Origin of the sequence: Xanthomonas sp. 3793, from assembly GCF_024806835.1 — a bacterium.
Taxonomy (GTDB): domain Bacteria; phylum Pseudomonadota; class Gammaproteobacteria; order Xanthomonadales; family Xanthomonadaceae; genus Xanthomonas; species Xanthomonas arboricola_F.
Window position 1 is genome coordinate 767,396 of sequence record NZ_JANTYU010000001.1, and the last position, 13,177, is coordinate 780,572.

A 13,177-nucleotide genomic window follows, 5' to 3' on the forward strand; every position below is an offset into this window, starting at 1 on the left:
GACCGGCGGACCGCGTCAGTGCTCTGCGCCCAAGTGCAGGCGACCATCGCGCCGCCTCACTGCTGCGTCGCGATGTCTCGGGATCGGCTGACAACTCAGCCTTCGCGCAGGCGCGCAATCACCGGTTCAACGTGCGCAGTGCGCTGCAGTGCCACCCCGGCTGCGACGAGCGCTTCGTCCAGCGCCTGCGGGGTATCGGCACGCAGCGTTGCGTGGCCCACCTTTCGGCCCTCGCGCGACTGCTTGCCGTAGTCGTGCCAATGCCCACCGGGCACTGCCAGAAATGCCGCAGCGTCCGGCATCGCGCCCAGCCAGTTGAGCATGCAGGCATGGCCACGCATCGCGGTGCTGCCAAGTGGCAGGCCGAGCACGGCGCGCACATGATTTTCGAACTGCGAGGTCTCGGCGCCTTCAATGGTCCAATGCCCGGAGTTGTGCACGCGCGGCGCCATCTCGTTGGCGAGCAACTGGCCATCGCGCACGAACAGTTCCAGCGCGAACACGCCCACGTAGTCCACGCGCTCGGCGATCGCACGCGCATGTGCCTGTGCGGTGGCCTGCAACCCGGCATCTACACGCGCCGGCGCCAGACTGGCCGAGAGCACGCCGTCCACATGCCAGTTCTCGGTCAGCGGCCACGCGCGAAATTCGCCATCGCGCCCACGCACGGCCACCACGCTGACCTCGCGCTCGAACGGCACGAAGGCCTCCACGATCAGCCCGACCTTCGCCGCCTGCGCGCCAAGCGCGTCCCACGCGGCATCGGCATCGGCCAGCGTCTTGATGCGGAACTGGCCCTTGCCGTCGTAGCCGAAGCGGCGCGTCTTGAGCACGCAGGGCGTACCGATACGCGCCAAGGCCGCGTCGAGCCCGGCACGGTCGTCGATGGCGGCAAACTCCGGCACCGGAATGCCGAGCGCGCGGAACAAGGTTTTCTCGCTCAGCCGATCCTGCGCTACCGCCAGGGCATCCGGGCGCGGCAACACCGGCAGCTGCGCGGCAAGTTGCTGCGCGCTGGCAGCAGGCACGTTCTCGAAATCGAAGGTAATTGCATCCACCTGCGCGGCGAATGCCGCGAGCGCGGCAACATCGTCGAACGCGCCCACCTGCAGCGGTGCCACCTGCCCTGCGCAGGCATCGGCCGCCGGGTCGAATACCGCAAACCGCAGCCCAAGCGGAACGCCGGCCAGCACCAGCATGCGCGCCAACTGGCCGCCTCCCAGAATACCGACCGTGGTCATTGGCGCGGGTCGTCGCTGGCCATCACATCGTCGGTCTGCTTGGCACGGAACTGCGCCAGCGCCTGACCGATCTGTACCTGCTCCGGCGCCAGCATCGCGGCCGCAAACAACGCCGCGTTGGCGGCACCGGCGTTGCCGATCGCAAATGTGGCCACCGGGATGCCGGCCGGCATCTGCACGATCGACAGCAATGAATCCATGCCGTTGAGCGCCTTGGACTGCACCGGCACACCCAGCACCGGCACCGCCGTCTTGGCCGCCAGCATGCCTGGCAGGTGCGCTGCACCGCCGGCACCGGCAATGATGGCGCGCAAGCCGCGCTCGCCAGCTTGTTCTGCGTAGGTGAACAACACATCCGGGGTACGGTGCGCCGAGACCACCTTGACTTCGTACGGCACGCCCAGCGCATCGAGCTTCTGAGCTGCGTGTTGCATGGTCTCCCAATCCGAACGGGAGCCCATCACGATGCCGACCAGCGGCGCGGAGTGGTTGGAGGTCATGGCCCTGCCCTGCGGTAAAGACGTATTCTAGCCAATCTCCACGCAAGACAAGACTTCGATGGATCGCAAACTGCTCGACCTGCTGTGCTCGCCCGACACCCGTCAGCCGCTTTCGCTGCTGGACGGCAAGGGCCTGGAAGCGCTCAACACCGCCATCGCCGCCGGAGCCCTGCAGCGCGCCGACGGCACCGCGCAAAGCCAGCCGCTGCGCGAGGCCTTGATCACCCGGGACCGCAAGCAGGTCTTCCGCGTCGACGACGGTATTCCGGTGCTGCTGGCCGAAGAAGCCATCGCCACCGCGCAGATCACCGACTTCCCCGAAAAGTGAGTTCGTCCGTGCGTACCGTGCCTGCGGCTCCGCCAGCGGCGTTGGTCGATGCCGATGTGGCGCGCGCGCTGGCCGAAGACATCGGCTCTGGCGATGTGACTGCCGCGCTGCTGCCCGATCAAGCCGACAGCGCCTATCTGTTGTGCAAGCAGGACGCGGTGATCGCCGGCCGACCCTGGTTCGATGCCACCCATCGTGCGCTCGACCCACAGGTACGCATCGACTGGCACGTACACGAAGGTCAGCACGTCAGCGCCGGCACGGTGCTGGCCATCCTGCAAGGCCGTAGCCGCAGCCTGGTCAGTGCCGAACGCACATCGCTGAACTTTCTGCAGACGCTCTCCGCCACCGCCACCGCCACCGCGGCCTATGTGGCGGAAGTGGCAGGCACCGGCGCCCACATCCTGGACACGCGCAAGACGCTGCCGGGCCTGCGCATGGCGCAGAAATACGCGGTACGCTGCGGTGGCGGCGACAATCACCGCATCGGCCTGTTCGATACGGTGATGCTCAAGGAAAACCATATCCGCGCCGCCGGCTCGCTCGGCGCAGCCGTGCATGCGGCACGTGCGCAGCAACCGCAGTTGCCGCTGGTGGTGGAGGTGGAAACGCTGGCGCAGCTGCGCGAGGCCTTGCAGGTGGGCTGCACGCGCATCCTGATCGACGACTTCGACCCGGCGATGCGTCGCGAGGCGGTGCGCATCGTTGCCGCACTGCCGGTGGATCAGCGCATCCCGCTGGAAGTCTCCGGCAGCGTCGACCTGGCCGGCATCCGCGCAATTGCACAGGACGGCGTGGACTGCATTTCCATCGGCGGGTTGACCAAGCATGTGCAGGCGGTGGATCTGTCGCTCAAACTCGGCCCGCCGCCGCACTGATTTCACGTCTGCGCGCAGGCCGCTCTGGCAGCCTGCTGCGATTGCTTTCGTGCAGGATGTTCGATGACCGTAAGACCCTGGCCGTGGATGTGCCTGTTGCTTGCAGGATTGGGAGGCGGCGCTGCGGCTGCGGAAGTGTGCGATGTGCCGCCGCGGTTCGGCACCAGCCCCGCCGCTATCGCCATCGTGCGCTCGGCCTGCAATGAGCATCGTCTGTGGCAACACCCGTTCATCGATGCCAAAGGGCGCCTTGCCAGCCTGGGCGTGACCGAAGCCGAATCGGGCTATCTCGCCGACCATGGTGTCGTCGCCTGGCAGCGCGTGGCAGGCTATTGGCGCGACAGCGGCACGCTTGCTTCGATGGGCGGCCGTCCCGGCGCGTCAAGTTGCGCTGCATTGGATGGCACCCGCTACACCGCCAGCGATTGTCGCGCGTTTCTGATCGACAACCCGTGGTCGGCCGCTTTCATTTCATGGGTGATGACGCAAGCCAGACTGAGCGGATTCCACCGTTCAGCGCGCCATCTGGACTACATTCGCAGCGCGTACAACGACGGTGCCACCGGCCCGTACCAGTTCGCCGACCCTGCCGTCGAAAAGCCTGCACCCGGCGATCTGCTCTGCCTGCTCCGCGGGCGCAGCGTGGCGCTTGGCTACGCAGGATTGAAGGCCGCGTTGGGCGGTAGCGCATCGATGCCATGGCAATCGCATTGCGATGTGGTGGTGGCTGCCAATGTCGGCGGCGATCGCACGCTGTATCTGATCGGCGGCAATGTGTTCAACACCGTGATGATGCGCAAGATGCCGCTGGACCGCGCCGGTCGGGTGGTATTGCCGACGCCGCAGTCCGACAACGCGCAGGACCAGAACGAAGACAGCCTTGGCGCCGCCAGCGAATGCACGCCGGCACACGAAGAACTATGCGACTTCAATCGTCGCGACTGGGCTGCGTTGCTGAAGCTGCGTCCTGATGCGGCGATGCTGGCGCCACCGCCGACCGAACCACTGCCTGCGCCCACCGCACCGCCTGCCGAGCAGACGATGCCACCAGGTTTTCCACGCGTGGTGCCGCCGCGCCCGGAAACGCAGCCTGCGACGCAGCAGCAGCCTGGGTGAGGCACGAATCAAAAGCCCCTCTCCCTGCGGAAGAGGGGTTGGGGTTGGGGTGAGGGTACGGACGCGTAGCCCTGGCGCCGTTTTACCTGCATGAGACTGCGACCGCACCCTCATCCGCCCCTTCGGGGCACCTTCTCCCGGTGGGAGAAGGAAAAACAGATGCGTGGCGTCACGCTCTAGCCCCTCTCCCTGCGGGAAAGGGGTTGGGGTGAGGGTACGGAGGCGTAGCCCCGGCGCCGTTTCATCTGCATGAGACTGCGACCGCACCCTCATCCGCCCCTTCGGGGCACCTTCTCCCGGTGGGAGAAGGACAGACAGATGCGGGGCGTCACGCTCTAGCCCCTCTCCCTGCGGGAAAGGGATTGGGGTGAGGGTACGGAGGCGTAGCCCTGGCGCCGTTTCACCTGCGTGAGGCTGGGCCCGAACCCTCATCTGCCCCCCTTGGGGCACCTTCTCCCGGTGGGAAAAGGAACAAGGCATGGGCTATTGCGAACCGACAACAAAAAAGCGGGCCGAAGCCCGCTTTTTCGTGACGTATCAACCAGCGGCGATTACTCGGCCGACGGCGGAACGCCCTCGCCTTCTTCCACTGCCTTGATCGACAGACGGATACGGCCCTGCTTGTCCACTTCCAGCACCTTGACGCGGACCAGATCGCCTTCCTTCAGCTTGTCGCCGACCTTCTCCACGCGCTCGCTGGAAATCTGCGAAACGTGCACCAGGCCGTCCTTGCCCGGCAGGATGGTGACGAACGCGCCGAAGTCCATGATCTTGGCGACCTTGCCTTCGTAGATGCGGCCCGGCTCCACGTCCGAGGTGATCTGCTCGATACGCGACTTGGCAGCTTGCGCGGCGATCGCGTTGACCGAGGCGATGATGATCGTGCCGTCGTCCTGGATGTCGATCTGCGTACCGGTTTCCTTGGTGATCGCCTGGATGGTCGAGCCGCCCTTGCCGATCACTTCGCGGATCTTGTCCGGGTGGATCTTGATGGTCAGCAAGCGCGGCGCGTAGTCGCTCAGCTCCTGACGCGGGGCGGTCAGTGCATGCGCCATCTCGCCGAGGATGTGCAGACGGCCGGCCTTGGCCTGCTGCAATGCCTGCTTCATGATCTCTTCGGTGATGCCTTCGATCTTGATGTCCATCTGCAGCGCGGACACGCCTTCGGCAGTACCGGCCACCTTGAAGTCCATGTCGCCGAGGTGATCTTCGTCACCCAGGATGTCCGACAGCACCACGAAGCGGTCGTTTTCCTTGACCAGGCCCATCGCGATACCTGCGACCGGGGCCTTGATCGGCACGCCGGCATCCATCAGCGCCAGCGAGCTGCCGCAGACCGATGCCATCGAGGAGGAACCGTTGGACTCGGTGATTTCCGAGACCACGCGGATCGTGTACGGGAATTCTTCCAGGCTCGGCATCACGGCGAGCACGCCGCGCTTGGCCAGACGGCCATGACCGATTTCGCGACGCTTCGGCGCACCGAAACGACCGCACTCGCCCACCGAATACGGAGGGAAGTTGTAATGGAACAGGAAGTTTTCCTTGTACTCGCCGCTGACCGCATCGATCACCTGGCCATCGCGGGCAGTGCCCAGCGTGGTGACCACGATCGCCTGCGTCTCGCCGCGGGTGAACAGCGCCGAGCCGTGGGTACGCGGCAGCACGCCGGCCTGCACCGCGATCGGACGCACGGTATCCAGCGCACGACCATCGATACGCACCTTGGTGTCGAGCACCGAGTCGCGCATGGTGTGGTATTCCAGCTCGCCGAATTCCTTCGACAGCTCGGCGCTGCTCCAGCCCTCGGAGGCGACGCGGCCGGCCAGCGACTCCATCACGTCCTTCTTGATCGCCGAGATGGCATCGCGACGCTGCAGCTTGTCGCGCACCTGGAAGGCGCTCGCCAGCTGCGTGCCGACGGCTTCCTTCAGCGCGTTGATCAGCGCGGTGTTCTTGGCAGGCGCAACCCAGGTGCTGGGCTTGGTGCCGGCTTCGACGGTCAGCTCGTTGATCGCATTGATGACCTTCTGCAGTTCGCGATGACCGAAGGTCACTGCGCCCAGCATCACTTCTTCGGACAGCAGCGCCGCTTCCGACTCCACCATCAGCACCGCATTGGCGGTACCGGCGACCACCAGCTCCAGCTGCGAATCCTTCAGCTCGGCGATGGTCGGGTTGAGGATGTACTCACCGTTCTTGTAGCCCACCTTGGCGGCGCCGATCGGGCCATTGAAGGGGGTGCCGGCCAGCGACAGTGCAGCCGACGCACCGATCAACGCGGCGATGTCGCCGTCGATGTCCGGGTTCATCGACATCACGGTCGCGATGATCTGTACTTCGTTCTTGTAGTCCTCCGGGAACAGCGGACGGATCGGACGGTCGATCAGGCGCGAGATCAACGTTTCCTTCTCGGTCGCACGTCCTTCGCGCTTGAAGAAGCCGCCCGGGATGCGGCCGCCGGCGTAGAACTTCTCCTGATAATCGACCGTCAGGGGGAAGAAGTCCTGCCCTTCGCGCGCGGTTTTTGCGGCGACGGCGGTGACCAGCAGTACGGTGTCGTCCATCTTGACGATGACGGCACCGCTCGCCTGGCGAGCGACTTCGCCCGTCTCCAGGGTGACGGTGTGCTTGCCGTACTGGAAGGTTTTGGTGATTTTTGCCACGGAGGTTTTTTCCTTAGGTGTAACTGTCTTCGTTGGACCGTCGTCGACCCATGCCGAGAACGGGCGGCCGGGAGGCTCCGGCCCATGAACTTGATAATGCGATGACGCGTTTGCGAACGACCAAAACAAAGCCGCGGCGCATCGCTGCGCCGCGGCGGTAGGACTCGATTAGCGGCGCAGGCCGAGCTTCTCGATCAACGACTTGTAACGATCGTTGTCCTTCTTCTTCAGGTAGTCGAGCAGGCTGCGGCGACGGTTGACCATCTGCAGCAGACCGCGACGGCTGTGGTGATCCTTCTTGTGGGTCTTGAAGTGGCCGGTCAGCAGCTCGATGCGTGCGGTCAGCAGAGCGACCTGCACTTCCGGCGAACCGGTGTCCTGGGCGCTGCGCTTGTTGTCTTCAATAACTTTCTGGGTGTCGACGGACATGATGTTTACTCGATAGATGCGTGGTCGACAGGAACGTGCATGACGCACCGTCGGACTCGCCGTTTGCTAGGGATGAGCGCGCTTGGCGCTGAGGTGCCCCGATCGGGGCCGCGAAATTGTACCGTCGCACGACGCCGGGAACAAGTTGACTAAACCTTAACAACCTGGAGTTTCGTTCAGTCCATTGAACAAGCGCTGCGGCGACAGCCGGCCGTCAGCGTCAACAAGGCCAAGGCCTGACGGGCTTCCATCCGGGCCGAAAACGGCGACCTGGCCGGCCGGAAACGCCGGATCGCGCAGCCTTTGTCCCATCCGGAAGCGGATCGCATGGGCGTGATCGAGGGTGATCTGCGCAAAATCGGCCAGCCCTGCCTGGATCGGCAGCAGCAGATCCTCCGCCCGCGCGCCCGATTCCACTGCTGCGCTCAACGCTTCCAGGGTCATCATCTGGGGCGAGCGGAACGGCTCTACCCAGAGCCGGCGCAGCGCGGCGATATGCGCACCGCAGCCGAGACTTTCGCCCAGATCGCGGGCCAGGCTGCGGATGTAGGTGCCGGAGCCGCAGGTCACGCGCAACTGCAGGCGCGGCGCGTGGTAGCCGATCAACTCGATCGCATGCACGTCGACCTCACGTACCGGCGCCTCGATAGCTTCGCCCCTGCGCGCCTTGGCATACAGCGGCTCGCCACCCTGCTTGAGCGCGGAATAGATCGGGGCCTGCTGCTGGATGCGCCCGATAAACGGGGCCAAGGCCGCGCGCACTGCCTCTTCGCTCAGCGCAGGCACCGCACGCTCGCGCAGCGGCTCGCCGTCGGCATCGTCGGTATCGGTGGTGACGCCCAGTACCACCTCGGCGTCGTACGCCTTGGCCGAACCCAGCAGCAAGCCGGCGATCTTGGTCGCCTCGCCCAGGCATAACGGCAGCAAGCCGGTGGCCAGCGGGTCCAGGCTGCCGGTGTGGCCGCCCTTTTCGGCACGCAACAAGCGGCGTGCGGCCTGCAATGCAGCGTTGGAACTGAGCCCGGCCGGTTTGTCCAGCAACAGGATGCCGTGCAGCGGGCGATAGACGATGCGGGGTTTCAAAAGATCGGTGCTCGAATCGGGCGCTGTGCGCATCCGCGGGAATCCAGGGGCGCGGCCATCTCGCCCAGCCGACACAGCGCTCAGCGCTGCTCGGCGTCCTCATCGCTGGACGTGGCCTGCGGACCGACATCGTCCAGGTCACGCAGCAGGTTGTCGATACGCTCGCCGCGGTCGACCGAGTCGTCGTAGTGAAAGTGCAGCTCGGGCACATGACGCAGCTTCATCGCGCGCGCCAGTTGCGTGCGCAGCTGACCGGCGATTTCCTTGAGCCCCTTGACCGCTTCGGCCGAGCGCTCCTGCTGCAGCGCGGTGACGAACACCTTGGCGTGCGCCAGATCGCGGCTGATTTCGACATCGGACACGCTGACCGACGGCAGGCCGTGGTCGCGCACGGCCGCGTGCACGATGGTGCCGAGGTCGCGACGCACCTGCGCAGAGACGCGGTCGGTGCGATGGAATGATTTGGTTGGCATGGTCGTGGACCTGGTTGATTCGGAGGGCCAGATGGCACCGAAGCCAAAAACGAACGCGGGCGGCCATGCCGCCCTCGCCTTGCAGAACTTGCGTGACGCCATGCGCCAGCGCGGTAAATCGGGGCCCGCAGGCCCCGATTTCCATTACAGCGTGCGGGCAACCTCGATACGCTCGAAGCACTCGATCTGATCGCCGGCCTTGACGTCGTTGTAGGCCTTCACGCCGATACCGCACTCGGTACCGTTGCGCACTTCGTCGACGTTTTCCTTGAAGCGACGCAGCGATTCCAGCTCGCCCTCGAACACCACGACGCTGTCGCGGAGCACGCGGATCGGCTTGCTGCGCTTGACCACGCCTTCGATGATCATGCAGCCTGCGACCGCGCCGAACTTGGAGCTGCGGAACACATCGCGCACCTGCGCGATACCGATGATCTCTTCGCGGATTTCCACGCCGAGCAGACCGGAGGCCACCTGCTTCACCTGGTCGATCACGTCATAGATGATCGAGAAGTAACGCAGATCGATGCCGTTGGACTCGACGATCTTGCGCGCCGAGGCATCCGCACGCACGTTGAAGCCGATCACCGTGGCCTTGGAGGCCGCTGCCGAATTGGCATCGGACTCGGTGATGCCGCCCACGCCGGAGTGGATCACGTTGATGCGGATGTCGTCGTTGGACAAGGCCACCAGCGACTGCTTGAGCGCTTCCACCGAACCCTGCACGTCGGCCTTGATCACCAGGTTCAACACCTGCTGGCCTTCGCCCTTGCCCATCTGGGCCAGGATGTCTTCCATGCGGTTGGTGGCCGAGGCGACCAGACGCGACTCGCGACGCTTGGTTTCGCGCTGCTGCGCCACGTCCTTGGCCAGACGCTCGTCGTCGACGACCACGAAGTCGTCGCCGGCTTCCGGCACGCCGGACAAGCCGAGCACCTGCACCGGGATCGACGGGCCCGCCGAGGCCGGCTGATGGCCGGTTTCGTCGAACAGCGCACGCACGCGGCCGTACTGAATGCCGCACACCAGGTAGTCGCCACGCTTCAGCGCGCCCTGCTGCACCAGCACCGTCGCGACCGGGCCGCGGCCCTTGTCCAGCGACGATTCGATCACGGTACCGCTGGCGCGGCCATCGGCCACGGCCTTGAGTTCCAGCACTTCGGCCTGTAGCGAAATCGCGTCCAGCAGCGTGTCCACACCGGTACCGACCTTGGCCGACACTTCGATGAACTGGGTATCGCCACCGAACTCTTCGGCCACCACGTTTTCGGCCAGCAACTCGTTCTTGACCCGCAGCGGATCCGCGCCGGCCTTGTCGATCTTGTTGACCGCCACGATCAGCGGAACGCCCGCCGCCTTGGCATGCGCCACCGCTTCCTTGGTCTGCGGCATCACGCCATCATCGGCTGCAACCACCAGCACCACGATGTCGGTGATCTTGGCGCCGCGCGCACGCATCGAGGTAAACGCGGCATGGCCGGGCGTATCCAGGAAGCTGATGACGCCACGGCCGGTTTCGACGTGGTACGCACCGATGTGCTGGGTGATGCCGCCGGCCTCGCCAGAGGCGATCTTGGTCCGACGGATGTAATCCAGCAGCGAGGTCTTGCCATGGTCGACGTGACCCATGATGGTGACCACCGGCGGACGCGAGGTGGTTTCGCCCTGCGCATCCTCGGCATGCGCCAGCAGCGCATCCTCGAAGTCGGCATTGTCGGCACGCACAGCCTTGTGGCCGAGCTCTTCGGTCACCAGCGCAGCAGTGTCATGGTCGATGCTCTGGGTGATGGTCGCCATGACGCCCATCTTGAACAGCGCCTTGACCACGTCGCCGCCCTTGAGCGCGAGCTTCTGCGCCAGGTCGGCCACGGTGATGGTCTCGCCGATCGCCACTTCACGCACCACCGGTGCGGTCGGACGCTCGAACCCGTGCGGGCCGCTATTGCTCTGGTTGCTGCCGCGACCGCCATCGTTGCCACGGCGCGACGACGACGAACCCGGACGGCCGGTCGGCTTGCCACGCACGTTGGAACGACGCGCACGATCGGCCGCAGACAGATGCAGCTGACCGGCAAAGCGCTTAGTCGCATCGTCGTCTTCGACGCCAGCCACCATGACGTGCGAACCGCGCGTCTTGTGCTTGGCGGCGTTGTTGCGGTCGTCCGGGCGGGCCGGCGTCGCCGGACGCGAGGCGGGCGACGCGCCAGCCGGGCGGGCCGGACGCGGTGCCGAAGACGGCGAGGACGGAGCACGCGCGGCAGGCGCAGACGACGGCGTCGGCGCAGCAGCAACCGGGGCCGGCGCACTGGCAGCCGCAGCGGCTTCCTCGGCAGCCTTGCGCTCAGCTTCTGCGCGGTCTTTTGCGGCCTGCTCCTCGTCGCGCTTGCGCTGGATTGCTTCATCGCGCACACGATCGCTTTCGGCCAGGCGCTGCTGCTCGTCGAGGTTGCGCTTACGCGACTCCTCGAGCTTGCGCAGGATGTCGGCGCGCTCTTCGTCCGGCGTCATCGGCGCGGCGCGGCCGCCGCCTTCGTTCTCGGACTTCACGTAAGTACGCTTCTGCCGCACTTCCACGTTGACCGTGGTCTTGGTGCGGCCGGCGTTGACCGTGACTTCCTGCAGCTTGCGCCGATTGAGCGTGATCTTCTTGGCTGCCTCGCTCGCCGCTTCGGCGGGCGTGTCGGCCTTGCCATGCGTGCGACGCAGGAAGCCAAGCAGTTTCATCTTCTCGGTGCTGGTCACGACCTGGTCGGGACCGCTGAACTTCATTCCGGCCTCGGCCAGTTGAACCAGCAGTTTATCGACCGGCGTATTGACCAGTTCGGCAAGCTTGCGGATGGTGGTTTGCTGCGACATTCGGATCCTATGATCTGGTTGGCGCCCCCTCGCCCAGAGCAAGGGAAACGCTGATTCTAAGCCCTGATGGGGTCAGGGCGCGGTTCATTGCCGGCTCATTCGCCGCGCTCCAAACGGGCGATCTCCTCGGCGCGGGCCGCCAGGATCAGCGCCGCGGCGCGCTCCTGGGTCATGCCCTCGATGCCGAAGTCGACGATCTCGTCCGCTGCCAGGTCGGACAAATCCTCGCTGGTGCGCACGCCGTGCTCGGCCAGAGCAAAGGCCGTTTCCTCGTCCATCCCCTCCAGCGCCAGCAGGTCCTCGGTGGGCTGAGTTCCTTCCAGGCCTTCTTCCTCGGCCAGCGCGGCGTTGAGCAACGCATCGCGGGCACGGGCACGCAGTTCTTCGACGATGTCTTCGTCGAAGCCTTCCACCGCCAGCAGTTCACCGACCGGGACGTAGGCGATTTCTTCGACCGTATTGAAGCCTTCGGATACCAGGATCGCGGAGATTTCTTCGTCCACTTCCAGGCGGTCCATGAACAGCTGCCGCGCCGATGCCTGTTCAGCCTCGGACTTGGCGGCCACCTGGTCGGCGGTCATCACGTTGAGCTGCCAGCCGGTCAGGCGGCTGGCCAGGCGCACATTCTGGCCGCCCTTGCCGATCGCCTGCGCCAGGCGGTCTTCGGCCACAGCCAGGTCCATCGAGTGCTTGTCTTCATCGACGATGATCGACTGCACTTCGGCAGGCGCCATTGCGTTGATGACGAAGTTGGCCGGGTTCTCGTTCCACAGCACGATGTCCACACGCTCGCCATTGAGCTCGTTGGACACCGCCTGCACGCGCGAACCACGCATACCGATGCAGGCGCCGATCGGATCGGTGCGGGTGTCGTGCGCGATCACGGCGATCTTGGCGCGATCGCCCGGGTCGCGGGCGCAGGCCTTGATCTCGACCAGGCCCTGGCCCACTTCCGGCACTTCGAGCTTGAACAGCTCGATCATGAATTCCGGCGCGGCGCGGCTGATGAACAGCTGCGGGCCACGCGGCTCGGAGCGCACTTCGGCCAGATACCCGCGCACGCGGTCGCCCGGGCGCAGCACGTCGCGCGGAATGCCCTTGTCCTTCGGGATGAAGGCCTCTGCATTGCCGCCCAGATCGACAAAGATGTTGCCGCGCTCGGCGCGCTTGACCACGCCGGTGATCAGCTCGCCCACGCGATCCTTCCAGGCATCGACCACCTGCTGGCGCTCGGCCTCGCGCACGCGCTGCACGATCACCTGCTTGGCAGCCTGGGCGGCGATACGGCCGAAATCCGGGTTTTCGATCTGTTCTTCGATGTAGTCGCCCACATCCACGCCGTCGGCCTCGTCGATGGCATCCATCAGGCGCACCTGGCGATCCGGCGACTCCATCACCACGTCGTCGGCCACCACTTCCCAACGGCGGAAGGTTTCGTAATTACCGTCCTTGTGGTCGATGGTCACGCGCGTCAGCACGTCCTGGTCGGGATAGCGCTTCTTCGCTGCGGAAGCCAGCGCGGCCTCGATCGCATCGAAGATCACTTCGCGCGGCACGCCCTTTTCGTTGGCCACCGCATCCACTACCAGCAAAAGTTCCTTGCTCAT

General features: G+C 65.5%; 11 protein-coding genes. 3 read left to right on the top strand and 8 right to left on the bottom strand.

Going from position 1 to position 13,177, the window contains the following annotated elements:
- Window positions 1–95 precede the first annotated feature (95 nt).
- Together FHY18_RS03175 and purE are read right to left on the bottom strand one after the other, a co-directional pair.
- On the bottom strand, window positions 96–1,241 hold the full coding sequence (locus FHY18_RS03175; protein ID WP_259151005.1) for a 5-(carboxyamino)imidazole ribonucleotide synthase: 1,146 nt from the start codon (window positions 1,239–1,241) through the stop codon (window positions 96–98).
- On the bottom strand, window positions 1,238–1,741 hold the full coding sequence (purE, locus tag FHY18_RS03180; RefSeq protein WP_259151007.1) for a 5-(carboxyamino)imidazole ribonucleotide mutase: 504 nt from the start codon (window positions 1,739–1,741) through the stop codon (window positions 1,238–1,240). The genes FHY18_RS03175 and purE overlap by 4 nt, the downstream gene beginning before the upstream one ends.
- Window positions 1,742–1,799: 58 nt before the next feature.
- Between purE and FHY18_RS03185 the strand changes: the two genes are divergently transcribed.
- The 3 genes from FHY18_RS03185 to FHY18_RS03195 all read left to right on the top strand — a co-directional run bounded on the left by FHY18_RS03185 (window position 1,800) and on the right by FHY18_RS03195 (window position 4,063).
- Window positions 1,800–2,069 carry a Trm112 family protein gene (locus tag FHY18_RS03185; RefSeq protein ID WP_259151008.1) on the top strand — a complete coding sequence of 90 codons (270 nt, stop codon included), beginning with the start codon at window positions 1,800–1,802 and terminating at the stop codon, window positions 2,067–2,069.
- A complete protein-coding gene (gene nadC / locus FHY18_RS03190; RefSeq protein ID WP_259151009.1) occupies window positions 2,066–2,947 on the top strand; it encodes a carboxylating nicotinate-nucleotide diphosphorylase in 882 nt (293 codons plus the stop codon). The genes FHY18_RS03185 and nadC overlap by 4 nt, the downstream gene beginning before the upstream one ends.
- 63 nt (window positions 2,948–3,010) lie before the next feature.
- Window positions 3,011–4,063 carry a DUF2272 domain-containing protein gene (locus tag FHY18_RS03195; RefSeq protein WP_259151011.1) on the top strand — a complete coding sequence of 351 codons (1,053 nt, stop codon included), beginning with the start codon at window positions 3,011–3,013 and terminating at the stop codon, window positions 4,061–4,063.
- 551 nt (window positions 4,064–4,614) lie between these two features.
- Here the strand turns inward: FHY18_RS03195 and pnp are convergent.
- From pnp to nusA, 6 genes are all read right to left on the bottom strand, one after another.
- Window positions 4,615–6,729: a polyribonucleotide nucleotidyltransferase gene (gene pnp / locus FHY18_RS03200; RefSeq protein WP_046963953.1), complete on the bottom strand. Its 2,115-nt coding sequence runs from the start codon at window positions 6,727–6,729 to the stop codon at window positions 4,615–4,617.
- Window positions 6,730–6,897: 168 nt separating this feature from the next.
- On the bottom strand, window positions 6,898–7,158 hold the full coding sequence (rpsO, locus tag FHY18_RS03205) for a 30S ribosomal protein S15 (RefSeq protein WP_005991399.1): 261 nt from the start codon (window positions 7,156–7,158) through the stop codon (window positions 6,898–6,900).
- A gap of 156 nt (window positions 7,159–7,314) precedes the next feature.
- A complete protein-coding gene (gene truB / locus FHY18_RS03210) occupies window positions 7,315–8,241 on the bottom strand; it encodes a tRNA pseudouridine(55) synthase TruB (protein WP_259152481.1) in 927 nt (308 codons plus the stop codon).
- An 80-nt stretch (window positions 8,242–8,321) separates the two neighbouring features.
- Entirely contained in the window at window positions 8,322–8,714 is a 393-nt protein-coding gene (gene rbfA / locus FHY18_RS03215; RefSeq protein ID WP_005991395.1) for a 30S ribosome-binding factor RbfA, read from the bottom strand.
- Window positions 8,715–8,858: 144 nt separating this feature from the next.
- Window positions 8,859–11,570, bottom strand: a complete 2,712-nt coding sequence (gene infB, locus FHY18_RS03220; RefSeq protein ID WP_259151024.1) for a translation initiation factor IF-2 — start codon at window positions 11,568–11,570, stop codon at window positions 8,859–8,861.
- Between the two features lie 95 nt (window positions 11,571–11,665).
- Window positions 11,666–13,177 (bottom strand): transcription termination factor NusA, encoded by a 1,512-nt coding sequence (gene nusA / locus FHY18_RS03225; protein ID WP_046963949.1) that lies wholly within the window; start codon window positions 13,175–13,177, stop codon window positions 11,666–11,668.

Bases quoted from the DNA above. Each gene is read 5' to 3' on its own strand.
- FHY18_RS03175 (WP_259151005.1), bottom strand. From the start codon at position 1,241: ATGACCACGGTCGGTATTCTGGGAGGCGGCCAGTTGGCGCGCATGCTG.
- purE (WP_259151007.1), bottom strand. From the start codon at position 1,741: ATGACCTCCAACCACTCCGCGCCGCTGGTCGGCATCGTGATGGGCTCC.
- FHY18_RS03185 (WP_259151008.1), top strand. From the start codon at position 1,800: ATGGATCGCAAACTGCTCGACCTGCTGTGCTCGCCCGACACCCGTCAG.
- FHY18_RS03195 (WP_259151011.1), top strand. From the start codon at position 3,011: ATGACCGTAAGACCCTGGCCGTGGATGTGCCTGTTGCTTGCAGGATTG.
- rpsO (WP_005991399.1), bottom strand. From the start codon at position 7,158: ATGTCCGTCGACACCCAGAAAGTTATTGAAGACAACAAGCGCAGCGCC.
- rbfA (WP_005991395.1), bottom strand. From the start codon at position 8,714: ATGCCAACCAAATCATTCCATCGCACCGACCGCGTCTCTGCGCAGGTG.
- infB (WP_259151024.1), bottom strand. From the start codon at position 11,570: ATGTCGCAGCAAACCACCATCCGCAAGCTTGCCGAACTGGTCAATACG.
- nusA (WP_046963949.1), bottom strand. From the start codon at position 13,177: ATGAGCAAGGAACTTTTGCTGGTAGTGGATGCGGTGGCCAACGAAAAG.